The organism is Pseudoalteromonas sp. APC 3691 (genome assembly GCF_030408135.1).
GTDB lineage: Bacteria > Pseudomonadota > Gammaproteobacteria > Enterobacterales > Alteromonadaceae > Pseudoalteromonas.
This window is the reverse complement of record NZ_JASDCB010000066.1, coordinates 1-24,544: the sequence shown is the minus strand read 5'-3', so window position 1 is coordinate 24,544 and position 24,544 is coordinate 1. Positions and strand designations below refer to the sequence as shown.

Genomic DNA, 24,544 nt, shown 5'->3' with positions numbered 1-24,544 from the left:
AGGGATAGCCACGCGGTATGAAAAGCTTGAACGAAATTATCATTCAATGCTCGCTTTAGCATTTACTATGATGTGGCTACCAATGTGGGCTGATTGATATATGTACTACAAAGATCAACAGCCCCTAGTATTAAAAACGCAAAATAAATTATTTAAAGGATTAAAACGATGAGCAGTGAACTTGGATTATTTGCATTAATGTTAGCACCCGTAGTCAGTATGATTAGCGCTTATTACTCGGTTCAAGTGTTTAAAGCTATGGGAGGTTGGTTTAATCTTTAGCCAATTATATAGCTGGTAATTAATTCGATTCATACTAAGCTGATCGACTTAGCAAAAGCGCACGTAAATAAAGGCAGAGTGTTTGAAAGAAGTAGACTTTATGAAACGTGCGATTTTTCCATTACCCATTTTTATGTTACCTGAAGGCTATACGCGATTACGCATATTTGAGCCTCGCTATTTAAATATGGTTAAAACCGCATTAAAAAACAATACAGGGTTTGTGCTTTGTACATTTGAGCACGACACGCCATTTAATATAAGCGCGCAAGGTTGCCTTGTTGATATTATTGATTTTGACCAAGACGACAACGATGTATTATTAATCGATGTGTTTGCATCTAAAAGCGTTCAAATAAATGATGTTTATCAAGATGAGGACGAACTGCGACATGGTTTGGTGTCTTCTTGTAATACGCCATATTGGTATAAGGATTCTAACAACTCAGTTGGCGAACATGACTTATTGCATGATGCGCTTTTAAACGTGTTTAAAAGTAATCCGGAACTTAATTTACTCTACAAAAAAACTCACTTTGACAAACTGCCTTGGATTGCAGCTCGTTGGCTTGAGCTCCTACCTATTTCTATTGAGAAAAAACAGCAACTTGCGTTTGAAACGAACTTTGATAACTTACTGAATTTCCTCCATACTGTGATTAATAACGAATTTGCCTAAATTTTATGATCCTAAATTAATTATTGCCCGTATAAATTAATACGAAAGCAATAACGGGATAAATTATTATGGTAAGTCAACAACAGTCACCACGTTGTGAACCTAATACAGGTAAGTACACTGCCATGCCAGAAACGCCGAGTAAAGAACTCATGCAAGCGCTTATAGATGTTGCACAGTCACGCGATAAAAAAGCATTTTCCTATTTATTTGAATACTTTGCGCCAAAAATTAAACGCTTTGGAATTAAGCAATTTGGTGTTGAAGCTCAAGCAATGGAGCTTGTGCAAGAGACGTTAACATCTGTTTGGCGTAAAGCACATTTGTATCACAGTGATAAAGGTGCGGCTACTACGTGGGTTTATACCGTTATGCGTAATGCTTCATTCGATATGCTTCGTAAAATGAAAAGTAATAAAGAAGAAAATATAAGCGAAGATATTTGGCCGTTATTAAACGAATCACAAGATACACATCACGAATACAGTGATCATTTAGAAGATAAACAAATTAAACGTTATTTAGACAAATTACCTATTGCTCAACGCGAAGTGGTAAGAGGCGTTTATTTTCAAGACATGTCGCAAGAGCAACTTGCACATCAACTTAATATTCCAGTAGGCACGGTAAAATCACGATTACGTTTGGCCTTGCAAAAATTACGTAATGAAATGGGAGATCAGCATGATTAAACATCACCCGAGTGAAACTTTACTGACACAGTATTGCGATGCATCACTTGCTACATCATTGAGTTTAGCCGTTTCTATACATGTAGATATGTGCCCTGTGTGCCAGGCTAAAGTAGCTAAAATTGAGGCAAGCAACGCAAACGCATTATTTAGCGAAGAGCCAGCGCAATATGAGAAACCTCAAGCTGAGCAACCTGAGTTACTTGAAGAATTTGAATTGAATGTGCTTGATATGATCACGTCTGATGATTCTATCGACGAAGTTTATGAAGTAGAACCTGTTTCTATTAAAGTTAATGAGCATAACTATCAGCTTCCACGTGCGCTAACGCGTATTTCTCACAGTAAATTTACCCAAGTGGGTAAGCTTGCGAGATCGCGTATTGCACTTGATGATGGCCCATTACGCTCTAGCTTGTTACATATTGATGCTGGTGGTGAAATACCAGAACACACGCACACTGGCTTTGAAGTTACTTTACTCCTAGATGGCGAGTTTAGTGATGAAGAAGGAAAATATGTACCAGGTGACTTTATATGGCAAGATGGTAGCCACCAACATACTCCTTTAACAAAAGATGGTTGTTTGTGCTTTACAGTTGTCAGTAGTGCGCTACATTTTAATAAGGGCTTCAGCAAGTTACTAAATCCAATAGGTAATTTGATTTACTAAGAGAATATATGCATACAGATATAATAAAAATAGGTATAAGCGCGTGCTTAGCAGGCGAAAAAGTTAGATTTGACACAGGACATAAAAAGTCAAATTTTTGTATGGATGAGCTAGGTAAACACGTTGAATACACCCGGTTTTGTCCGGAAGTAGCGGTAGGTTTACCAATACCCCGTCCAACTATTCGCCAGGTTAAAGTGGGCGATACTATTAAAGTATGCCGCCCAGATGGCACCGGTGAAGTAGGCCAGCAACTTACTGAATATGGTAAAAAAGTTGCAACTGAACAAGCTAAAGAACTAAGTGGATTTGTATTTTGTGCTAAAAGCCCAAGTTGCGGCATGGAGCGCATTAAAATTTACAATGAAGCAGGAACAGGTAACACCTCAGAAGGTGTTGGTTTTTTTGCTGAGCAAATAATGAAGCACAACCCATTATTGCCATGTGAAGAAAACGGACGTTTAAATGACATGCACTTACGTGAAAACTTTGTAATGAGAATTTACGTATTTAAAAACTGGCAAAAATTAGTACAAGAGCCGCTTACGGTTCATAAGCTTACTCAATTTCATTCTCAGTATAAGTACTTGCTAATGGCTCATAATTATCAAGCTTATCGCGATTTGGGTAACTTGTTAGGAACATACGTAGGCGACGATATAAGCGCAGTTGCTGATGAATATATTTTAGGCTTGATGACGGGTCTTAAAAAGCCAGCTTCTCGAAGAAATAACTGCAACACGCTAATGCATTTACAAGGTTATTTTAAAACATTTTTATCGAAGGTTGAAAAACAAGAACTTCGTGATGCAATAGATGAATACCGCGAAGGGTTGGTGCCATTGTATGTACCACTTACTTTGCTAAAACATCATTTGAAGGTTCACCCAAATGAGTATCTTGAAAAACAAGTGTTTTTTAACCCTTACCCTCACGATTTAAAACTACGATTTGGTATTTAATGGATACATTATTTTGGTTTAGGCGCGATTTGCGCCTTTTTTCTAACGAAGCGTTAATTCAAGCGCTAAACAATGGCGCTAAACACGCCATTTTTTTTGTGTCTGAAAAGCAGTGGCAACAACACCAAGCTGCGCCTATCCAGATTGACTTACTCAAGCGCCGAGTTACTTATCTTCAATCTCAGCTTGCTGATTATGGCATTACTTTACATGTTATTGAAGCGCCTAGCTTTGGCGATTGTACGCGTGAGCTTATTGGTTTCTGTAAATCAAACGATGTAAAACATGTAATTGCTAATACAGAATATGAGCTTAATGAAGTAAACCGCGATAAAGCAATTTTGCACGAATGCGATGAGCTTTCTATTACTTTTACTTTGTACGAAGGTGATTTGATTGCACCTGTTGGAACGGTTAAAAATCAAAGTAATGAAATGTATAAAGTGTTTACTCCATTTAAGCGAGCATGGCTAAAGCAGTATCAAGATACACACTTTAGTTTGCCTCAATGGCCTCTAACTTCTGATCCAATAAAATTTGATGAAAGCGACTTACTAAAAAGTGATGGATGCTCAGATAAGTGGCCGGTTGACGACGATACACTGTCTACCGTGGTCGATAACTTTATATGTGACAAGCTTACAAGCTACGACCATCAGCGTGATATACCCAGCGTAAAAGGCACATCAGGTTTAAGCCCGTATTTAGCATTGGGTATTGTAAGCACTAAACAGCTGCTTATTAATATTCAGCAGCGTTATCCTGATATTTTAACTACGTCAAAAAGTAAAACGTTTACGTGGATTAACGAGCTTGTTTGGCGCGAATTTTACAGGCATTTAATTGCTGAATTTCCGAAGCTTTCGCGCGGTGATAACTTTAACGAAAAGTATAACGCCGTAGTGTGGCGTAAAAGCGAAAATGAATTTACAGCATGGTGTGAAGGGCGAACAGGTTACCCGTTAGTGGATGCTGCAATGCTACAACTAAAGCAAACCGGTTGGATGCACAATCGTTTACGTATGGTTGTTGCGAGCTTTTTAACTAAGCATTTATTAATAGACTGGCGCGAAGGTGAGCGTTTTTTTATGCAGCACCTAATTGATGGCGATTTAGCCTCAAATAATGGTGGTTGGCAGTGGGCTGCAAGTACCGGGTGTGATGCTCAGCCTTACTTTAGAGTTTTTAACCCTATCAGACAAAGCGAGCGCTTTGATCCAACTGGCAAGTTTATCCGTAAGTATTTGCCAGAGCTTGAAAACGTGCCAGATAAACACATTCATTTTCCACACACTTATTTAGCCGCAATTGGTAAAGATAAGGAATGTTACTGGCCAGCAATAGTTGATCATAAAGCGGCACGAGAACGTGCACTTGCTGCATTTAAGGTGTGATATGGATAACCAGTTACCAGTAGATAAATTTGTTGAAATATACCAACAGCTTGATAGCACGAACCTTGATTTATTGAGTGATATTTACTGTGACAACATACAGTTTATAGACCCGATGCATGAAATTAATGGCATTGTAGAATTGCGCAGGTACTTTGCTAACTTATATAGCAATGTTAAGCATTGCCAGTTTGATATTAGTGATTCGTTTAATAGCGGAAACAATGCTTTTATTTATTGGACTATGCACTACGCACATCCAAAACTTTCATCAGGTAAAACTATCTCGGTAGAAGGTCATAGTAAGCTTATTTTTGAAAATGGCAAAATTATCAAGCACAGAGATTACTTTAATGTAGGCGAGTTGTTATATAAGCATATTCCTTTACTTGGTTGTGTTATAAAGCTAATTGATAAAAGGGCAGGTTAATTATGATCACACTTATAACGGGTGCTACTTCTGGTATTGGTGAGCAGTTAGCAATTAAATATGCGCAGTTGGGAGACACTGTCATAGCTTGTGGCCGTAATAGTGAAAAGCTCGCTGAGCTTGCTAAATACGACAATATTCAAGCATGTAAATTTGATGCAACTAATCTACAAGACATTAAAGAGTCGACAGTTGGCTTTCCTCATTTTGACCGTGTTATTCTAAACGCGGGTAACTGTGAATACATAGATGACGCACGAAACTTTGATAGTACATTGTTTGAGCGTGTAATAAACGTAAATTTACTCTCTATGGGGTATTGCCTTGAGGCGCTACTTCCTAAAATAAATTCAGGTGGTCAGCTTGTTTTGGTCAGCTCAAGTGTTACCTATCTTGCGCTACCTCGTTCAGAAGCTTATGGTGCATCAAAAGCGGGTGTAAGTTACTTAGCAAAAAGCTTAGCTGTTGATTTAGAAGATGTTGACGTGACTTTAGTTCACCCTGGCTTTGTGAAAACTCCGCTTACTAATAAAAATGATTTCCCGATGCCTATGGCTGTTACCGCTGAAAAAGCCGCAGACTATATGATTAAGGGAATACATAAGCGCCGAAAAGATGTTCACTTTCCGTACCGTTTTACACTTATATTAAAAGCATTACGTATTTTACCACTCCCAATTTGGCTTAAAATCGCAAAAGGATTAGCCCGTTGAAAAAAATAGCAATAATAGGAACTGGTGTATCTGGTTTAACATGTGGGCATTTGCTTCATAAACATTACGATGTAACCGTATTTGAAAAAAATGATTATATAGGTGGCCACACTGCAACGGTTGATGTTGATGTGTGCGGCATCAAATACGCAATAGACACTGGCTTTATTGTATTTAATGACCGAACTTACCCATATTTTGAAAAGCTACTTTCGCGCATTGGTATTGATAAACAAACAACCCAGATGAGCTTTAGTGTGCATAACGAAGCCACTGGTTTTGAATACAATGGACATACGTTTACAAGCTTATTTGCACAGCGTCGTAATATTTTTAGACCTAAATTTTGGCGATTATTGTACGACATTGTTAGGTTTAACAAACTGTGCAAAGCAATGCATGAAAAAGGTGATTACCAGTCTGATCAATCATTAGGGCAATTGCTTAACGATAACCAGTTTAATGACTTTTTTAAATACCATTATATTCTTCCTATGGGCGCGGCTATTTGGTCTACCAGTATTAAAGAAATGGAAAACGTAGGCGTTGAATTTTTTGTTAAGTTCTTCTTTAATCATGGGCTTTTAGATGTAACCAATAGACCACAGTGGTATGTAGTACCAGGTGGCTCTCGTCAGTATATTAAGCCACTGATCAGAGGTTTTGCTGATAAAATTAAACTTAATACAGATATTAAATCTGTTACGCGTCAAAATGATGAAGTAACAATAGAGTTTGCTAATGGTGAGCAAAGTAAGTTTGATAAAGTAATATTTGCTTGTCATTCAGATCAGGCGCTTGCACTACTGGGTGATGCGACTGAGCAAGAAAAATCAGTATTGGGTGCAATAGCTTACACTGAGAACTCAGTGGTGTTGCACACCGATACAAACCTTTTACCAGATAGAAAAGCGGCATGGGCAAGCTGGAACTACCTACTTAATAACGACACTGATAAAGCCGCTGTTGTTACCTACCAAATGAATATTTTGCAAGGTATACAATCAGATACACAGTTCTGTGTAACGCTTAACCATCTTGAAGGAATAAGCCAAAGTAAAATTTTGCGCGAGTTTACTTATCACCACCCTGTTTTTAACCAAGAGTCTATTGCGGCTCAAAAACTTAAACACAGTATTGATGGACAAAACAATAGTTACTATTGTGGCGCTTATTGGTACAATGGTTTTCATGAAGATGGCGTACACAGTGGTGTAGATGTAGCCAAGCAACTTGGGGTCGAATTTGACTAGTGCAGTGTATTTAGGCGATGTTAAACATCGCCGTTTTGCTGTTAAAGAACATCGCTTTAGTTACCCTTTGTATATGATGTGGGTAGATTTAAATAATCCTCAGCAACTAAATGGTGTGCATAAACACATAGGTACGTCAGGCTTAAAGGCGTTAAAGTTTAATGAAGCTGATTATCTTACAGGCACCTCACAGCTTGCTAAACGTCCTCTTATTGAGCGTGCACACGAACAACTTGCCAATTTAGGTATTACTGAAACCTTTTCTCATATTTACATGCTTGGGCAACTTCGTTGTTTTGGTGTGTATTTTAGTCCTGTTAATTTTTACTTTTTTGGTCATAACGACACCCGTTTTAAATACATGATTGCTGAAGTAAGTAATACACCATGGAACGAACGTCATTATTATTTAGTACCTTTAGAAAAAAAAGTGAACTTTAAAAAGGTTTTTTCCGTATCACCTTTTATGAATCTAGATATGAACTATCATTGGCATGTTAAGCAATCGCTTGATAAAACATTGATACATATTGAAAATAAGCGAAATGAAGAGCTATTATTTGATGCTACACTTCGCTTAAAACGTAAAGAGCTTACTAAAGAAGAAGTTAATAAGTTATTTAAACGTTTTCCGGCCATGACATGGTCTATTTTCAAAGGTATTTATTATCAAGCGTTAAAGTTGTTTATAAAACGAGTTCCTTTTTTAGGTCACTCAGGCAAGCCATAAAGCACATAGATAGTCAGGACAATTAATAGGTATTTAAATGGATAAAGTGTCGAGCTTAAATTGCGAACAAAGCACAAACTGGTTAACTAACATATATAAAAAATTAGTGACTAAAGCCTTTTCGTCAATTGAAACAGGCCAAGTTGTTTTAGTGGATGCAAACGAGCGTACAGTTTTTGGTGACCCATCTTCAGTGCTAAAAGCAACGATTATAGTAAACGATAAAGCTATGTATAAGGCATTTGCATTATCTGGGAGCGTTGGCGCTGGTGAAGCCTATATTTTGGGGCATTGGTCTTGTGACAACTTAACCTCTTTCATTGAGATATTTGCTATAAATGAGAAGCAACTTGATGAGTTTGAGAAGAAATTCGCATTTTTTAGTAATATTGCACACCGGTTTAATCACATAAAAAATAAAAACTCTGAATCGGGCTCTAAGAAAAACATCGTTGCTCATTACGACTTAGGCAATGATTTGTACGAATCATTTTTGAGTAAAGAAATGCTTTACTCAAGTGCTGTATATCCTACAAAAGAAGCCACACTTGAAGAGGCTCAGCAATACAAGCTTAAACGCATTTGTGAGCAAGTTGAGCTTCAAAAAAATGATTCAGTAATTGAAATTGGTACAGGGTGGGGGGCTTTTGCTATATATGCAGCCACACATTACGATTGCCATGTAACAACAACAACCATATCTGATGAGCAACATGATTATGTCGCTAATAAAATTTCAGAGCTTGGTCTTGAAAGTAAAATTACATTACTTAAGCTTGATTACAGGCAATTGAAAGGGAAGTACGACAAGCTCGTTTCTATCGAAATGATAGAAGCGGTGGGCCATGAGTACTTACCTAGCTTTTTTACCCAATGTGGTGAATTGTTAAAAGACGACGGTGCAATGCTCATACAAGCCATAACTATTGGCGATCAGCGTTATAAGCATTACTTAAAAAACTCTGATTTTATTCAGCAGTATATTTTTCCAGGTGGATGTTTGCCATCGCTTAACGAAATGAGTGAGCAGATTAAAAATAATACCGATATGGTTATTCATACTGTTAATGATATTGGCGCTCACTACGCACGAACATTAGCAGATTGGCGAATTCGTTTTATAAAAAGCTGGCCTGATTTAGACCGCTCTAAATTTGATGAACGTTTTTATCGTTTATGGTTATTTTATTTTGCTTACTGCGAAGGCGCGTTTAGAGCTAGAGCAACAAGTACGGTGCATTTAATGGCGCGTAAACCACGTTTTGTTAGCGATAACGATGATATTGCGCTCGGTTACTAATTTTGTTTTATTTCAAGCAGTGTGGTTTTTATCCTTGCTGCTTGAAGCTGATTCGCTACTTTTTAGCGGATTGATTATTGTTTTAATGTTTTGGTTGTCAAAACAAAAAAAACAAGACACCTTACTTCTTATTAAAGCCCTACCTTTAGCACTATTATTAGAATTTATAGCAGTAAAGTTAGGCTTGTTAGAATTTAAAGTTTATCCCTTCCCTCTATGGCTCGTCTTTTTATGGGCTGCGTTATTACTTTCTTTAAATACTTCTATGGTTTTTTTGAGTAAATTAAAGCTTTGGCAGGCCTTTTTAGTATGCATGGCTTTTGCGCCAGCAAGTTATTGGGCTGGAGCACGCTTTGAAGTAATAAGTTTAGGTTTACCTTTATGGCAGTTTTGGCTCGTTTACGGTGCGCTTTGGTCTACAGTGTTTACTGTTATTCTTTTTATAAACCAAAAAATCAAGTTATTCATCAATCGCTGATCGCCCACAATTCCCATTTCGTAACATTACTCATTGACTCAAGGGAGCTTATTTTGAAATTTTTACTAAAGGCAGTTACTTTTTATTTTCTTACAACTTCAATTGTTTTAGCTAACACACAGTTTAACAAAGTAGGCGAAGCACGAATGGAGTATTTATTTTGGGATGTATATGACGCGGTTTTATTTACCCCTTCAGGTAATTACAGCGCAGGAACGCATCCTATTAAATTTAAACTTACCTATTTACGTGACTTTGAAGCTAAAGAAATCGTAAAAGCAACAAATGAGCAGTGGGAGCATATTGGAAAAAAAGAGCTAGCAGACAAATACGACAGTAAATTATTGTCTATTTGGCCTGATATTAGACAAGGTGATTCGCTAACGTTAGTCACAAATGAGCAGGGTATGAGTACTTTTTATCATAATGATGAAAAAATTGGCGAAATAAATGAACCTCAATTTTCGAGTGATTTTTTAGCCATTTGGCTGGATGAAAAAACCTCAGAGCCGAAACTACGAAAGCAACTATTAGGGAATTAATATGAATGTATTTAACGCGTTTAAAACAGCTCTTGTATGCTTATCTGCTTTGTTGCTGATAAGCTGTTCGGCACCAAATGTAGAGCATTATAAAAATACATCGCCAAACTTTGACTTTAAAACATTTTTTAGTGGAAATTTGAAAGCCTACGGTGTTGTACAAGACTTTAAGGGTGAATTGACCCGAAAGCTTGTCGTAGATATGAGTGCGAGCTGGGATGGTAACCAGGGCGTTATTGAAGAAGACTTTGTTTATGACGATGGCGAAACTCAAAAGCGTATTTGGAAAATAACGTTAAACGAAGACAATAGTTTAACAGGGTTGGCAGATGATGTTATAGGTACAGCAAAAGGTAGAAGTGATGGCAGCGTATTTCATTGGAATTACGATGTAGAGCTTCCATACGATGGCAGTACTTTAAAAGTGAATTTTGATGATTGGATGTACCTGGTTACACAATCGCGCTTGATAAACCGCACATCTATTGTTAAGTTTGGAGTCGAGGTCGGGGAAGTGACCTTAGTGATCGAAAAAATATAGCTTATTTACCCAGTTGCTTAACTTGCGCCAAAATTGTACTCAAATTAAGTCTTTGTTAACCCAACACGCTGTATTTTACAGAGAATTATTTAAATTTTACTCATTTTTTAAGAATTTAAGCAAAAAATGCAATTTGCTGTTGCTAACTCTTTAAAAATGCATAAAGATAGGTTTTGCGAAGGCAAAATAATAACGAATAGGAATCTAACAATGAATAAAGCTCAATTAGTTGAAAAAATTGCTACTGATGCAGAAATCTCTAAAGCCGCTGCTACTCGTGCTCTTGACGCGTTTACAGGTGCTGTAACTTCTTCTTTAAAAGAAGGTGATTCAGTAGCATTAGTTGGTTTTGGTACTTTCTCAGTAAAAGAACGTGCAGCTCGCACTGGCCGTAACCCACAAACGGGTGCTGAGATCCAAATCGCAGCGGCAACTATTCCAAGCTTTAAAGCAGGTAAAGGTCTTAAAGACCAAGTAAACCCTTAATAGGTTTAACGAATTAAATTAAAAAAGAGCTAATTAGCTCTTTTTTTTTATGTTTAATAAAGACATCAATTGATGCCTTTATATTATAAATTTATGCTTTTAAGGCTTTATCGCCTCGACCAATGCCAACAGCGCCAGAACGTACAACTTCAATAATATCGGTTTCATGACGAAGAGTGTCTAAAAACGATTCTATTTTGTCTGTACTGCTCACTAATTGTAGACTATAGCTTTGTCGGCCCATATCTAAAATAGCACCTTGGAACACATCAACTACTCGCGTAACCGCTGCACGAGTCGTCTCGTCTTGAGCAAAGACCTTAACAAGCAATAGCTCACGTTCAATGTGACTCATTTCTGTTAAATCGATAATTTTAAGCACGTCGACTAATTTGTTAACCTGCTTTGTAATTTGCTCTACAACTCTGTCATCACCCATAGTGGTAATGGTAATACGCGACAATGATTGATCGTCAGTTGTGCCCACAGTTAGGCTGTCGATGTTATATGCACGTTGTGAAAAAAGCCCAACAATACGTGATAGGGCACCTGGTTCGTTTTCTAATAAAATAGATAAAATACGACGCATTATGCTTTTACTCCTTTACGTAACCACATCTCATCAATGCCGCCTAACTTAATTTGCATTGGGTATACATGTTCTTTTTCATCAACGTTTATATCTAAAAAGACTAATCGGTCGGTAATTGACATTGCTTTATCGATAGCAGGTTGTAACTCATCTAGTGTGTTTACTTGTATGCCTACGTGGCCGTAGCTTTCAACTAACTTAACAAAATCAGGTAGTGAATCCATGTAAGATGATGAATGACGTCCACCGTAAACCATGTCTTGCCATTGGCGTACCATACCTAAAGAGCGGTTATTAAGTGATACAACCTTTACCGCTAGGTTGTACTGTAAACAGGTTGATAGTTCTTGAATATTCATTTGAATAGAGCCATCACCCGTAATACACACAGACTCTTTATCAGGAAAGGCTAGCTTTACGCCCATTGCAGCAGGTAAACCAAAGCCCATGGTGCCTAGGCCGCCTGAGTTGATCCATTGACGAGGATGCTTAAATGGATAATATTGCGCTGCAAACATTTGATGCTGACCAACGTCAGAACTTACGTAAGCATCGCCATTAGTAGCTTTATAAACCGCTTCAATTACAGCTTGTGGTTTAATTTTGTCGCCAGCAGTGTTGTAGCTTAAGCACTTTTGTTCGCGCCAGCTGATAATTTGTCGCCACCAATCTTCTTGCGCGCTGCGGTCTATTTTAATTGGGCTTTTATCAATACCCGCTTGTAGTTGTTCAAGTACGGTTGCTAAACAACCTACAACTGGTATGTGTGCTTTAATTGTTTTAGAAATTGAAGTTGGGTCAACATCAACATGAACAATTGTGGCATTAGGGCAAAACTTTTGAACATTATTAGTTACCCTGTCATCAAATCGGGCACCAAGCGCTAAAATCACATCGGCGTTAGCCATTGCTTTGTTTGCCTCAAGCGTGCCGTGCATGCCTAACATACCTACAAAGTTTGGATGCACACCTGAAATACCACCCAATCCCATTAGTGTATTTGTAATGGGGGCATTTAATGATTCAACTAAATGCGTTAATTGCTCTGATGTATTTGAAATAACAATACCACCACCAGAGTAGATAACCAGTTTTTTGGCCTCTAAAATCGCTGTTACGGCTTTGCGAATTTGTTTTGAGTGCCCTTTAGTATTAGGGCTGTACGTTCTCAGCTCGGTGGTTTTAGGAAATTCGTATTCAAACTTAATAGCAGGGTTAAGCATATCTTTTGGAAGCTCAACAACGACAGGACCTGGGCGACCAGTGCTAGCAATATAAAAAGCTTTAGCTAAGATTGTAGGGATGTCTTTAGCACTTCTACAGTTAAAACTGTGTTTAACTACAGGGCGAGAACAACCCACAATATCGGTTTCTTGGAATGCGTCGTCGCCAATCAAATTTGTAGGCACTTGGCCTGATAACACAACCATAGGAATTGAATCCATGTAGGCCGTTGCAATACCTGTAATACAGTTTGTAGCGCCAGGGCCTGAGGTTGCAAGTACAACACCAACGTCTCCAGTGGCGCGGGCATAGCCGTCAGCCATATGTGTTGCAGCTTGTTCGTGACGTACTAATATATGTTCAATATCATCTTGCTGAAAAAGTGCATCATATAAGTCTAAAACCGAACCACCGGGATAGCCAAATATGTATTTTACCTTTAACTCTTTTAATGCCTGAACTACTAGTTCAGAACCATTATATTCTTGTTTGCTCATCCTCATTCCTCTGTGCGCTTTTTTATGCATAAAAAAACCCCCGCGTAGTGCGAGGGTTTTTAAAAAGCAGTATCACCTTTTAATACATCCCCGCTGGGCTTATAACTAAGACCAGTACGAGTACGACTAAAAGATTAATGTGTGTGTTCATAGTTTTTACTCTACTTAGCAAAACACTGCTTTTAAATTAAAGATTTTGTATAGGTTTATTTTTAAGGGTTTTAAGCCTTCATGTCAACCTTGAAAGCTGTTTTTTGCATTTTAAATTCGTTTTGTGGCTTTTTTTAATTTAAAGCTGCAGGAAACCTGTGTTTAATTGAGTTTACTGGCAGAAATTATGCATTTTAGGTTGTAAGTTCGATTTTAGATATAAAAGAGTGTTAGAGACCATTAGCCTTAATTGCATATGTTAACTATATGTTTTTATCGCATGTTTAAATTTCTAATATTAGGTATGATTGCTACATAATTATGTTTGAGGAAAACACAGTGAAAAAAGTGACGTTAATTGCGCTTTTAACTACGCTATTAAGCCCTATAGTGGCGGCTAATAACTTAAGTCCGCATGATATTGGTATAACTAACGAAGAGCGTATTTTATATTGGCTTAAAAAAAGAGACCAAATATCTTCAAGTGAGTTAGATAGTTCATTTAAGTCATATATGAGTAACAAAGACGTTGCCAATCACTCAATTAAAAATGGCTTTAGGCAATTTAAATCCTCCTCCAACGTTTTTTCAAACACAAATAAACAACAGGTCGCTTTTTCAACGTCGCTAGTGCCAGATCAAAGCGTTAATGATGTGAAAGTGTTAGCTATTTTAATTGATTTTCCTGATCTTAAACATGACGACAATCAACTTGTAGAGCAAGACACCGATATGTTTTACGCTGATTATTCAACTGAGCACTATCAGCAAATGCTTTTTAATACTCAAGGTTATACAGGCCCTGATGGACAAAGCTTAAAAACGGCTGCTGATTATTATAAAGCGGCTTCGGGAAACAGCTTAAACTTTAGCGGGCAGGTATATGGCTGGGTAACCGCTAATAGCAATGCAAAAATATATGGTGAGCGCCAAGGCAGTACACGGGATATAAATGCGCCCGCTTTAATTAAAGAGGCTGTGGGGAAAGCAGTTGCAAAGTTTAATATTAATTTAGCGGACTATGATTTAACTGATTTAGATGATATTGATGGCGACGGTATCCTTAATGAACCTAATGGCATTATTGACCATGTAATGGTATTTCATTCAAGTATTGGCGAAGAAGCGGGTGGCGGTTACCTAAGCACCGATGCTATTTGGTCACACCGCTACTATGTATTTGATGAAAATAGCGGGCCGAGCGAGATTGCAGGCAGCAACATTAAGCTCTTTGGTTATACCATTAACCCTATTGATGCTGGGATTGGTGTGGTTGTGCATGAGCTTGGGCATGATTTAGGATTATTAGATGAATACGACTTACAATCTAACACGGTAGGTGAGCCTGTCGCGTCTTGGTCAGTTATGTCGACAGGAAGTTGGGCTGGTTCGCCAAGAGGCTCAGAGCCAGTTATGTTTAGCCCTTATGCGCTTGAATATTTACAAAAGCGGTACCAGGGTAACTGGGTTAACCAGCTTACGCTTGATATGGATGAGATAGAGGCTAACTCACAGCAAACATTAATTAATACTGCGAGTACTTCACAACAGCAAAATCAAATAAAAATAACACTACCACCAAGGCTCGAAAAATTTAGGGCTCCAGTAGAAGGTGATTTTCAATACTATTCAAATACGGGCGACAATATTAGCAACAGCTTAGCTAATACAATAGCGCTACCAAGCACAACTGAGACACTTACTTTAAGCTTTATTGCTTATTACAGTATTGAGCGCGATTACGATTTAGTTCAAGTAAAAGTAAATGGCGAGCCAATCGCGAGTAATTATACGCAAGCGCTTAATCCATACTACGGTGATATTGGTCCGTATATCTCAGGTGATTCATTTCTTAATAGTGATGCTAAGCAACCTAACGGCTATTTGACCCATAAGTTTGATTTATCAGCTTATGCTGGGCAAACAATTGATTTAAAAATTGAATACATAACAGATGCGAACACACATTATTATGGTTTTGTTGTTGATGATATGCGCATTGAGCAAAGTGATACTTTAATTTGGCAAAATAATGCACAAGATCAAGTTAACACTGAGTTTAATGGCTTTGAAAAAGTTGGTAGTTACACATATGCATCGCCATCACATTACTATATACAACTGCGTTCATACACAGGCGTTGACAGTAGTTTGCAAGCTGAGCAGTACTCACCGGGGTTATTATTGTGGTACAGCAATGAATCTCAAGCAGATAATAATACTACCGAGCATCCAGGCAGTGGTTTTGCATTAGTGGTAGATGCCGATCAGCGATCAATAAATAAAGGCAGTACGCAAACTCCGGCTGCTTCAGCAATTCAAATACGTGATGCTGCTTTTAGCCTATATCAACAAAGGGCAGGGTTAGGTGATGATGATTTATCAGCTATCACCGGGTTTACTGATAAAACCGATTATAGCTTTGCAGCGCAAAAACCATCGGGTGTTGTGCTTCCACAGGTTGGTTTTGGGTTTAGTATTATAAGCCAGTCAGCAGACAGTGAAGATATAGAAGTAGAGCTTAATTACGATGTTACTAAGGGAATTAATTTTACTAAAAACGGTTTAACCGCTAATTTTAATGTAGAAGGTTTTGCACTTACTCCAGCGGACAAATTTACGTGGAGTTTTGACGACGGGAGCTCCAGCACAGAGTTAACGCCTACTCATGAATACCAAGACTATGGCACTTATAACGTTGAGTTTATGGCAGATAATGGTACTTCACAGCAAGTCGCTGTAGCACAAGTTACATTAGTTGAACCATTAACTGTAAATGAAATTGAATATGTAATAAACCAAGGAACTTTAACAGCTGACGCATCGCTTACAGGTGGAGTCGCACCGTATACTTATAATTGGCAGCTAGGAGATGGAAGTACTTTAGCGACTCAATCGCTCTCGTATAATTATTTGTACTCTGGTGATTACCAAGTAACGCTTACAGTGACAGATAACGAAGGCACTGAACAATCAAAAGAGATTGATGTAACTGCTAATGTTCCGCTTAGCATAAACGCAAACGCTACAATTAGTGATTTAAGCGCACAATTTAATGCCCAAGTAACCGGCGGCTTTAATAGTTATACTTACAGTTGGGATTTTGGTGATGGCAGTGCGTTATCAAATTTACAAAACCCAATACATACTTATCAAGCTGACGGGACTTATAACGTAACGTTGAATGTTACTGATACTCAAACCAATGATACTTTTACTCAAGAGTTATCTGCTACTGTACAAAAACAACAAAGTAGTTCGGGTTCAAGTGGCGGATCACTGGCGGGTTTATTAGGATTACTACTGTTAAGTTTATTTAGGTTTAATACTAATACCAATCCGCAATAATACTTAATCATTTTGCGGGGCTAAACGTGTCGCTACCTGTGTTAAAAAATTCTCATTTACGACTGCATGGATGCAGAAGGTAGAGCAATGCAGGAGCAATTGCCGAGAACAACTAAATAGCGAATTTTTTGCCTAGCTATCAACACGTTTTTCCATCATCAAAATAGATCACTTAATTAAGCGAATTGGTATAACTTGCATAAATACACTAGGTTAGTAAACGCAGTTAGCAAACACAAAAAAGCCCGCTAAATTAGCGGGCTATTTAAATTAATAACAAATATTAATTATAAACGGTCAATTACTGATTGAGTGAAATCAGTTGTACCGTGGCTGCCACCTAAATCGCGAGTTGTACGGTCGCCTGATTTAATTACATCAGCAACAGCACTACGAATACGCTCTGCAGTATCGCCCATATTTAAATGCTCAAGCATTTGAATAGACGCTAAAATTACAGATGTTGGGTTAGCTAGGTTTTTGCCAGCAATATCTGGTGCACTACCGTGTACAGCTTCAAAAATTGCAGCGTCTTCACCAATGTTAGCACCTGGAGCCATACCTAAACCGCCAACTAAACCAGCACAAAGGTCAGATAAAATATCACCAAATAAGTTAGTCGTAACAATTACGTCAAACTCTTCAGGTGTCATTACTAGCTTCATACATGTTGCATCAACAATCATTTCATTTGATTCAATTTGTGGGTAACGCTCAGCTACTTCACGTGCTACTTTTAAAAACAAACCAGATGTTGATTTTAAAATGTTAGCTTTATGAACTGCAGTTACTTTTTTACGACCTTCGCGTACCGCTAGCTCGTATGCAAAAGTTACGATTTTTTCTGCGCCTTCACGCGTAATTATCGATTTTGCTTCTGCTTCATTACCGTCTTCACTTACTACTTGGCCAGCACCTGAGTACATACCTTGAGTGTTTTCACGAATAGTGATGATATCAATATCGTCGTAACGCGCTTTAGTACCAACAAATGATTTAACTGGACGTACGTTAGCGTATAAACCAAATTGCTTACGAAGTGTTACGTTAATAGATGTAAAACCTTCACCTACAGGCGTAGTTAATGGGCCTTTAAGAGTGATTTTGTTTTTAGCAATTGTATCAACTGTTTCTTGCGGTAATAACTCACCTGTTTTTTCAAGTGCAGCTAGGCCAGCATCAACAAATTCATAATCAAAGTCGCAACCTGCGGCTTTTAATATTTCAAGTGCTGAGTCGATAATGCTCGGACCGATGCCGTCGCCTTTGATCACTGTGATGGTTTGTTTGGCCATTGACTTTTCCTTTAAAGAGTTTGATTTGCACATAAATTATTACTCTGAGAGAGTAACCGCTTGTTAGAACATTTATGTGAACGTGCTTGAAAATTTAAGGGCGCATTTATACCAATTTATCACCCATTTTGCTAGTTTATACAAAAAATACTGGGTATACACAAAAGTTATAATGGGTATAAAGACATAAAATAGCTTCTAATAAACTAAATACTATTAAACAACTCAAGAGATTCTAATTGTTTATAAAAATCAGCTTGGTTATGCCACTTGAGTATTTTTAGCTGTTCATTTAACGTTTGCTGCTGCCACGGAGTTAGCGAAAGTTCTGGTTTAAACACATTTTGAGCAACAACCTTAAGTGTGATCCAAAGTTTATGGGCCTCAGTTAAGTGCTTTTTAGGTGTTTGCTCTGCTTCTAAGAGTGCTGCTGTCCATGGGTTATCACTCAATAAAAGAGTAAGCTGTTGTGTTAGTTGTTCGGTGTTAATTGCATTTACCCCAAAAAAGGAGCAGATAGGGGCACTCAATGTTTTATTTGGTGTGTCGTCAATCAGCGTTTTACGAGAAAGCTGTGTACCGCACTGCGTTAATAAAAAATGGGCGTAAGCGTATAAAGGTAAAGTAATGTGCTCAAACTGGTCATGGTCATTTTTACTAACCAATAAAGCCATTATTTTTACTAATCCATTTAATCTGTTAGTCACGTAGGCTTGCAATGGATGTGGGGTAACATTAACTAATTGTTCAAAAACAACCCGTTGAATTATTGCAGGTGCATTATAATAACCGACCATAGATAAACTATGTTTTAAGTCTTTTGCGGGCTGATGTTCTTTATTATATGGTTTTACTGCCTCGCATAAATTAGCAATTACGAGAGGGTGAGGCGCCATCAGCAGGCTTAATCCTTTATAGCTGTATTCGTGCTGTAACTTAATATTACTTATTAGCTCAAGTAAAGATTGTGCCTTATCAACCTCAAGCTCACTTTGTGGTTTTACATGTTCACTGTTAAATACTTTAAAGCTAATGGTTTTATCAGTGCAATGCCATTGTTTTGGATTATCGTTAAGCGTTGCTTTTACTCTGTACCAGGTTAATTTATTTGGATTTGCTGTACTAATTAAAACATGCCGTTGTTGTGCATCAGTTGCTAAATAAATCATGGTTTGCTCAGCGTATAAAACGCGGCTTCCCGGTAATAATGGCCCTAAATGCGCTATTAGTGATTTAATTAATTGCAGTGCGAACAAGTTAGGTGTGCGAATGTACAAATCGGTAAGTGCTTTATATAAGCTAATATGTTTATTAGCCGTGTTGCTCGTAATGTTCATGCTAATAATATTTGCTAGAGCAATCAGCGTTATGCCCCCATCGTAAAGCATTATTTTAGGAGCACTTACCAATGCTTGTTTATACTTATTTAATTTAGCTAGTAACTGCGTAACAGGTTTTGCTGAATCGCCACTAGCTAACATTACTTTTGCTGCTAACTGATGACGCATTTTCCAAATTTTTTTATCAGAATCTTGAAAAGGTGTTTGCTCGCAAAGCTTGTTTAATTGCGCTCCAACACATAAATGTTCAATGAGTGTAGCGGCTATGTATAGCTCACTTAAGGCACTATTATAATTTTGAGATTTACACAGGGCAGCAGTTATGACGCTCTGACTAACAACTAAATTTGTTGCATAAGAATAACTTGGATTATAAAGCGTTAATCGGGATTGTAATGCGAATGGCTGTTTGCTGTAGAGCACTCTATATTGCTCAGCTAGCTTACTTGCCATTGGATATAGAGCTGTCCATTTTTGTTTATTGTTATAATAACTTAAAAACAGCTGCGTATTATTAAGCAGCTGCTCTAAGGTAGTTGAAACAGCTTCATCCATTAAACCTTCACCTAATTTTGTTCTTGGTATTTATTGTATGCACTCGGGCCCCATAAAAACAGCTGCCCATTTTTAAATAATAGGCCAGTACATTCATCCATAGTGGTAATACCGTCAGATGTTTTATGTTGTGTACGATAAAAAACTATCTGAAATACTTGTTCACCATCTCGTTTGGCATAAGTAAGATCGGGGCTGCCTAAGTAATCAAGAACACTATTTAGTGTTGTTGGCTGCTCAAGTGATAGTTTTTCGATGTAACGTTTATTGAAAGCCTCTCGGTCTTGCCAAATCATAGCTTGAGGATCGTCTTTATAAAAGGTAATCACCAATGCAGCTATCAGTGCATATAGCCCTAAACCTAAAATTAAATATCGGATAAATTTTTTCAATATGGCTTACTCTGACTCCGGTAACTAATATCAGTATACGTTTTGTAATGTTTAGAGGCTATTAACTTGCGACTAATTAAGTCTTAACTGCTTTAAACTAAAACCTAAATTTATATCGGTGCGTAAACTAACCAAGTGCTTTGAAATTACGTACATATCCATATTAGCGGCTAACTTTGCTTTAATACTCGGGCTTAGAGACTCATCTTCGGCTGCTTGTTCAATTGAGTTATAGTTATTAACTATTTGCTGCGCAGATTTAGTACCTATTCCTTTAACTCCCGGAATATCATTTGTTTTATCGCCCGCTAATGCCCAAAAATCAACGAGTTTATTTTGCTCAACACCAAAACGCTCTTTTATACTTGTCTCATCTAAATATAGCTTTTTAAAGTAATCGTAAACTGTAATGTAAGGGCCAATATAAGGTAAAAAGCCTTTATCAGTAGAAACAACAGTGCTCGTTATTTGATTATTTGATGCCTTAAAGGCAAGCGTTGCAATAATATCATCAGCTTCATCGTTAATAGGCTCAAATACTACAATACCTGTTTCTTCAATTGCGGCTTTAAAATGCAATAGAGCATCTTTTAATACTTGGGGCATTGGCGCGCGTGAATGTTTGTAGTCTTTATAAAAATGATAACGCCAGCTTTTGTCACCATCGAACACAGCAATGGCATGGGTTGCATTACTCGTATCTAAAAGCTTTTTACAGGCGTGGGCTACACGTGCACAGCACGTTTGTATCATTTGCTCGTCGCTATGATGTTTTTGATTCGCGTCAACGGCGTAAATGCGCCTAATTAAATTAAGCGCATCTATAAGAAGTAAATGGGGTTTCAAACTATAAAACTCATGCTTTTATTTTGTAACATGGAACATATTTACTACCAGGGAGCTTCATGCGACCTTGAAGAACAAATGCCTGTAATAATTTATCCATATTTGTCATAAGGGCAGGTTCGCCACTTAAAATGTATGGACCGTTTTGTTTAATGGCTCTAACGCCTTCGTCTTTTACATTACCAGCAACAATACCAGAGAAAGCTCTACGCAAATTAGCCGCGAGTAGCTGTTTAGGCTGATCAAGGTGTAAATCTAAACTTGCCATATTTTCATGTGTTGGTGCAAAAGGTTGTTGAAAGTCGTTATCTATTTTTAATGTCCAGTTAAAGTAATAAGCATCACCTTCACTTTTACGGTAATCACGAACATTAGCCATCGATGACTTTAGTTTTTGACCGACTAATTCAGGATTATCAATAATTACTTCAAACTTATCCAACGCTTCCTTACCAAGTGTCATTTCAACGAACTCGCATAGCTCTTTAAAGTACGCCTCGCTTTGTTTGGGGCCAGTTAAAATAACAGGTAAACATTGTTTAGTATTATCTGGGTGCAACAATATGCCTAATAAATATAACAACTCTTCAGCAGTACCTGCGCCACCAGGAAAAATGATAATTGCGTGAGCTGTTCTAATAAAAGCTTCAAGGCGTTTTTCAATATCAGGTAAAATAACGAGTTCGTTTACAATAGGATTTGGTGGCTCGGCAGCAATAATGCTTGGCTCTGTTAAACCTAAGTAGCGATTATCGGTGTTACGTTGCTTTGCGTGGCCAATAGTTGCGCCTTTCATTGGGCCTTTCATGGCACCAGGACCACAACCGGTACAAATATTTAATCCACGTAAACCAAGTTCGTAACCTACTTGTTTTGTGTACTTATATTCAACCTCGTTTATTGAATGTCCGCCCCAGCAAACAACCATGTTAGGCTCGCTTTTAACACGCAGTGCACCTGCATTTCTGAGCATATCGAACACCATATGGGTTATGGCTTTTTGCTCTTTTAAATCTTTTTCGTATTTTTGACAAATAAACAAAATATCACGAATAACAGAAAATATATGTTCGTGAATACCGGTAATTATTTCGCCATCAACAAATGCGGTTTCGGGTGGGTTTTCAAGTTCAATTTTAATACCTCGTTCGCGGCTTACTAAACGAATATCAAAATCTTTGTATTTGTTGTATATATCGTTACTGTCGTCGGTATGACTACCTACATTGAGGACTGCAAGTACGCAGTTTCTAAATAATTTATAACGCTCACTAGCAGACGATTGCTCTAATAAATCAACTTCTAATTGCGACAGTAAATCTAAAACCCCAGTTGGGTTTAACTGTATTAACATAGACGTGCTCCTACTACTAAATCGTAAAACTACTTGTCATAAAAGTTATAATAGCTATGACATTATTTACTGGTACAAAGTCTATCTCGCCCTGAATTTTTGGCTTCGTAAAGTGCATCATCAGCTCTATCAAATGCCTTTAATAGGGTATCGCCTTTTTTAAATTGAGTTGCACCTACCGAAATAGTGATCTCAATTTGTTTTTCTCTAAATTTAAAAGGTATATTTTTAATTACCTTTCTTACTTTATCCAGGGGTAATGTTGCGTTTTCTAGCGACACACCTGGCATTAATAGTACAAATTCTTCACCGCCATAACGCGCTATAAAATCAGACTTTCTTACCGATTTTTGCAACGCTTTTGATATAACTTGTAAGGTAATATCACCTGCGGTGTGGCCAAATCTATCATTGATAGATTTAAAGTGGTCAACATCAATAACTGCAAGCGTAACATCTGATGGCTGCACATTAAACAAATGCATTTCGTGATTGTAACGTTCGTCAAATGCAGCCCGGTTAGGCAGTTTTGTAAGCCCATCTAGTAAGCTTTTAAAGCGCTGTTCGTTTAAGCGTTTTTTATACGTTGTTAACTTATCTTCTAAAGTAACAATTCGAGTATTTATTTCATTAAAGCTAGCGCTAAGCATTTCTCTGTCTTTTCGTTCTAACTTTTCTTTTGCTATAAAATCTTCGCTTATTGATTTTAATTCGTTATCTACGAGTTCTTTTAAAGATGAGATTGATGTAGCTTTTTGCGTTTGCTCATTAAGATTTTTTATTTTTAGTTCAATGCTTTTATTAAGTGAGTCAAACTCAACTTCCATAGACTCAGAGTGCTTGCTAGTTGAGACGATAGAGTTATGAAGATCTTCGAGGGTTTGATTTAATGAAACTAAAAAGCTTTGCGCGGATTTACGCTCTTTACTTATATTTTTTACCACTACATCAATAATACTAATTGCAACATCAAGTAATGTATCGATTGAGTCACTTTCTGTAATATTATTTTTTATATTATTAATTTGTAGCGTAGCTTCTTCTTCAAGTATAAGTTCATTTGCGAGCTCAAGTAGTTTTTTTGCACGCGCCTGTTTTACTGGGCGCTGCTGATCAACTTGAGGGTTTTGCTTGGTAAGCAACGCTTCATGATAAAAGCTAATAAGTTGATCAAGTAGCGGAATGTAACCATGAGTTGAATGAACGTTATTAATCTCGTGATCGAGTAAATTTCTCAGAGTCCTGCGAGTGTCGTCAGGTAAACCTTTGGTTTTTTGTAATTGTTTACCGGCACTTTGCACACTGTCGAATAAATTACGTTGCTGAGTTTGTTGAATCGATTCTTGGTTTTTAAGTAGGATTAAAGTTTCACTAATAAGGGGCGCAAGGTCTTCAAAACTCACGCCTTTATTAAGCGCACTTCTAAATTTGGCGAGGCGATTATCTAACTCGATATCTAGTCCTTTGCAGCTCAACGATAGTTTAGCTGTAAAGTCACATAAAACATCTACTTGATGTTTACGAGCACTCTCAACAGCCATACGCGCATCAATTGCTTGTTTTAGCTTTTTATCTGTTGCGTTAGATCTTTGTGACACCTAAGCGTACCGCCATCAAATTAATTTCATTATCTTCAGTTTACAACAAATTTTTATTATGTGTAGTTATCTAGGGGCTGTTGATCTTTGTAGTACATATATCAATCAGCCCACATTGGTAGCCACATCATAGTAAATGCTAAAGCGAGCATTGAATGATAATTTCGTTCAAGCTTTTCATACCGCGTGGCTATCCCT

General features: G+C 37.6%; 23 protein-coding genes and 2 pseudogenes. 16 read left to right on the top strand and 9 right to left on the bottom strand.

Translation table 11 applies throughout. From position 1 onward, the window contains the following. The 15 genes and pseudogenes from QL998_RS17100 to QL998_RS17030 all read left to right on the top strand — a co-directional run. Positions 1-97, top strand: a pseudogene (locus QL998_RS17100) (IS5/IS1182 family transposase); the annotation flags it as partial. 285 nt (positions 98-382) lie between these two features. Further along, positions 383-961, top strand: a complete 579-nt coding sequence (locus QL998_RS17095) for an LON peptidase substrate-binding domain-containing protein (RefSeq protein WP_290193137.1) — start codon at positions 383-385, stop codon at positions 959-961. Between the two features lie 68 nt (positions 962-1,029). Next, on the top strand, positions 1,030-1,653 hold the full coding sequence (locus tag QL998_RS17090) for a sigma-70 family RNA polymerase sigma factor (protein ID WP_002962457.1): 624 nt from the start codon (positions 1,030-1,032) through the stop codon (positions 1,651-1,653). Next, the gene (locus QL998_RS17085; RefSeq protein WP_002962459.1) at positions 1,646-2,326 is read left to right on the top strand and encodes a ChrR family anti-sigma-E factor; all 681 of its coding nucleotides are present in this window, start codon (positions 1,646-1,648) and stop codon (positions 2,324-2,326) included. Before QL998_RS17090 ends, QL998_RS17085 begins: the two co-directional genes overlap by 8 nt. Before the next feature lie 8 nt (positions 2,327-2,334). Next, positions 2,335-3,288 (top strand): DUF523 and DUF1722 domain-containing protein, encoded by a 954-nt coding sequence (locus tag QL998_RS17080; protein ID WP_076924725.1) that lies wholly within the window; start codon positions 2,335-2,337, stop codon positions 3,286-3,288. Further along, positions 3,288-4,682, top strand: a complete 1,395-nt coding sequence (gene phrB / locus QL998_RS17075; protein ID WP_290193136.1) for a deoxyribodipyrimidine photo-lyase — start codon at positions 3,288-3,290, stop codon at positions 4,680-4,682. The genes QL998_RS17080 and phrB overlap by 1 nt, the downstream gene beginning before the upstream one ends. A gap of 1 nt (position 4,683) precedes the next feature. Continuing rightward, a complete protein-coding gene (locus QL998_RS17070) occupies positions 4,684-5,112 on the top strand; it encodes a nuclear transport factor 2 family protein (RefSeq protein WP_290193135.1) in 429 nt (142 codons plus the stop codon). Between the two features lie 2 nt (positions 5,113-5,114). Continuing rightward, on the top strand, positions 5,115-5,825 hold the full coding sequence (locus QL998_RS17065; protein ID WP_290193134.1) for an SDR family NAD(P)-dependent oxidoreductase: 711 nt from the start codon (positions 5,115-5,117) through the stop codon (positions 5,823-5,825). Beyond that, a complete protein-coding gene (locus QL998_RS17060) occupies positions 5,822-7,078 on the top strand; it encodes an FAD-dependent oxidoreductase (protein WP_290193133.1) in 1,257 nt (418 codons plus the stop codon). The genes QL998_RS17065 and QL998_RS17060 overlap by 4 nt, the downstream gene beginning before the upstream one ends. Then, positions 7,071-7,808 carry a DUF1365 domain-containing protein gene (locus tag QL998_RS17055; RefSeq protein WP_149603676.1) on the top strand — a complete coding sequence of 246 codons (738 nt, stop codon included), beginning with the start codon at positions 7,071-7,073 and terminating at the stop codon, positions 7,806-7,808. Before QL998_RS17060 ends, QL998_RS17055 begins: the two co-directional genes overlap by 8 nt. Before the next feature lie 37 nt (positions 7,809-7,845). Continuing rightward, a complete protein-coding gene (locus tag QL998_RS17050; protein WP_290193132.1) occupies positions 7,846-9,108 on the top strand; it encodes a cyclopropane-fatty-acyl-phospholipid synthase family protein in 1,263 nt (420 codons plus the stop codon). Next, positions 9,086-9,586 (top strand): DUF2878 domain-containing protein, encoded by a 501-nt coding sequence (locus QL998_RS17045; protein WP_149603678.1) that lies wholly within the window; start codon positions 9,086-9,088, stop codon positions 9,584-9,586. Before QL998_RS17050 ends, QL998_RS17045 begins: the two co-directional genes overlap by 23 nt. A gap of 53 nt (positions 9,587-9,639) precedes the next feature. Then, positions 9,640-10,128, top strand: a complete 489-nt coding sequence (locus QL998_RS17040; protein ID WP_290193131.1) for a chalcone isomerase family protein — start codon at positions 9,640-9,642, stop codon at positions 10,126-10,128. Position 10,129: 1 nt separating this feature from the next. Continuing rightward, a complete protein-coding gene (locus QL998_RS17035) occupies positions 10,130-10,669 on the top strand; it encodes a DUF3833 domain-containing protein (RefSeq protein ID WP_290193130.1) in 540 nt (179 codons plus the stop codon). Between the two features lie 210 nt (positions 10,670-10,879). Beyond that, entirely contained in the window at positions 10,880-11,155 is a 276-nt protein-coding gene (locus QL998_RS17030) for an HU family DNA-binding protein (protein ID WP_002962474.1), read from the top strand. Between the two features lie 91 nt (positions 11,156-11,246). Here QL998_RS17030 and ilvN read toward each other — a convergent pair whose 3' ends face one another. Both ilvN and QL998_RS17020 read right to left on the bottom strand, forming a co-directional pair. Further along, on the bottom strand, positions 11,247-11,744 hold the full coding sequence (gene ilvN, locus QL998_RS17025) for an acetolactate synthase small subunit (RefSeq protein ID WP_002960314.1): 498 nt from the start codon (positions 11,742-11,744) through the stop codon (positions 11,247-11,249). Continuing rightward, complete coding sequence (locus tag QL998_RS17020) at positions 11,744-13,468, bottom strand: acetolactate synthase 3 large subunit (RefSeq protein WP_290193129.1); 1,725 nt, start codon at positions 13,466-13,468, stop codon at positions 11,744-11,746. Before QL998_RS17020 ends, ilvN begins: the two co-directional genes overlap by 1 nt. Before the next feature lie 489 nt (positions 13,469-13,957). Between QL998_RS17020 and QL998_RS17015 the strand changes: the two genes are divergently transcribed. Then, a complete protein-coding gene (locus QL998_RS17015) occupies positions 13,958-16,966 on the top strand; it encodes an immune inhibitor A domain-containing protein (RefSeq protein ID WP_290193128.1) in 3,009 nt (1,002 codons plus the stop codon). 287 nt (positions 16,967-17,253) lie between these two features. Here the strand turns inward: QL998_RS17015 and QL998_RS17010 are convergent, their stop codons facing one another. The 7 genes and pseudogenes from QL998_RS17010 to QL998_RS16980 all read right to left on the bottom strand — a co-directional run. Continuing rightward, on the bottom strand, positions 17,254-18,261 hold the full coding sequence (locus QL998_RS17010) for an isocitrate dehydrogenase (RefSeq protein WP_039487666.1): 1,008 nt from the start codon (positions 18,259-18,261) through the stop codon (positions 17,254-17,256). Positions 18,262-18,467: 206 nt separating this feature from the next. Next, positions 18,468-20,156: a hypothetical protein gene (locus tag QL998_RS17005; RefSeq protein WP_290193127.1), complete on the bottom strand. Its 1,689-nt coding sequence runs from the start codon at positions 20,154-20,156 to the stop codon at positions 18,468-18,470. 11 nt (positions 20,157-20,167) lie between these two features. Continuing rightward, positions 20,168-20,551 (bottom strand): DUF3192 domain-containing protein, encoded by a 384-nt coding sequence (locus QL998_RS17000; RefSeq protein WP_024596929.1) that lies wholly within the window; start codon positions 20,549-20,551, stop codon positions 20,168-20,170. A gap of 69 nt (positions 20,552-20,620) precedes the next feature. Further along, the gene (gene xni / locus QL998_RS16995) at positions 20,621-21,394 is read right to left on the bottom strand and encodes a flap endonuclease Xni (protein WP_024596930.1); all 774 of its coding nucleotides are present in this window, start codon (positions 21,392-21,394) and stop codon (positions 20,621-20,623) included. A 10-nt stretch (positions 21,395-21,404) separates the two neighbouring features. Further along, complete coding sequence (gene ppnN, locus QL998_RS16990) at positions 21,405-22,748, bottom strand: nucleotide 5'-monophosphate nucleosidase PpnN (RefSeq protein WP_024596931.1); 1,344 nt, start codon at positions 22,746-22,748, stop codon at positions 21,405-21,407. Between the two features lie 62 nt (positions 22,749-22,810). Further along, positions 22,811-24,346, bottom strand: a complete 1,536-nt coding sequence (locus QL998_RS16985) for a GGDEF domain-containing protein (protein ID WP_290193126.1) — start codon at positions 24,344-24,346, stop codon at positions 22,811-22,813. 101 nt (positions 24,347-24,447) lie between these two features. Next, positions 24,448-24,544: pseudogene (locus tag QL998_RS16980) on the bottom strand (IS5/IS1182 family transposase); the annotation flags it as partial.

Coding starts and splice junctions, on each gene's coding strand:
- QL998_RS17065 (WP_290193134.1), top strand. CDS start 5,115: ATGATCACACTTATAACGGGTGCTACTTCTGGTATTGGTGAGCAGTTA.
- phrB (WP_290193136.1), top strand. CDS start 3,288: ATGGATACATTATTTTGGTTTAGGCGCGATTTGCGCCTTTTTTCTAAC.
- ilvN (WP_002960314.1), bottom strand. CDS start 11,744: ATGCGTCGTATTTTATCTATTTTATTAGAAAACGAACCAGGTGCCCTA.
- QL998_RS17085 (WP_002962459.1), top strand. CDS start 1,646: ATGATTAAACATCACCCGAGTGAAACTTTACTGACACAGTATTGCGAT.
- QL998_RS17090 (WP_002962457.1), top strand. CDS start 1,030: ATGGTAAGTCAACAACAGTCACCACGTTGTGAACCTAATACAGGTAAG.
- QL998_RS17070 (WP_290193135.1), top strand. CDS start 4,684: ATGGATAACCAGTTACCAGTAGATAAATTTGTTGAAATATACCAACAG.
- QL998_RS17010 (WP_039487666.1), bottom strand. CDS start 18,261: ATGGCCAAACAAACCATCACAGTGATCAAAGGCGACGGCATCGGTCCG.
- QL998_RS17030 (WP_002962474.1), top strand. CDS start 10,880: ATGAATAAAGCTCAATTAGTTGAAAAAATTGCTACTGATGCAGAAATC.
- ppnN (WP_024596931.1), bottom strand. CDS start 22,748: ATGTTAATACAGTTAAACCCAACTGGGGTTTTAGATTTACTGTCGCAA.
- QL998_RS17035 (WP_290193130.1), top strand. CDS start 10,130: ATGAATGTATTTAACGCGTTTAAAACAGCTCTTGTATGCTTATCTGCT.
- QL998_RS17020 (WP_290193129.1), bottom strand. CDS start 13,468: ATGAGCAAACAAGAATATAATGGTTCTGAACTAGTAGTTCAGGCATTA.
- QL998_RS17005 (WP_290193127.1), bottom strand. CDS start 20,156: ATGGATGAAGCTGTTTCAACTACCTTAGAGCAGCTGCTTAATAATACG.
- QL998_RS17050 (WP_290193132.1), top strand. CDS start 7,846: ATGGATAAAGTGTCGAGCTTAAATTGCGAACAAAGCACAAACTGGTTA.
- QL998_RS17045 (WP_149603678.1), top strand. CDS start 9,086: ATGATATTGCGCTCGGTTACTAATTTTGTTTTATTTCAAGCAGTGTGG.
- QL998_RS17095 (WP_290193137.1), top strand. CDS start 383: ATGAAACGTGCGATTTTTCCATTACCCATTTTTATGTTACCTGAAGGC.
- QL998_RS17080 (WP_076924725.1), top strand. CDS start 2,335: ATGCATACAGATATAATAAAAATAGGTATAAGCGCGTGCTTAGCAGGC.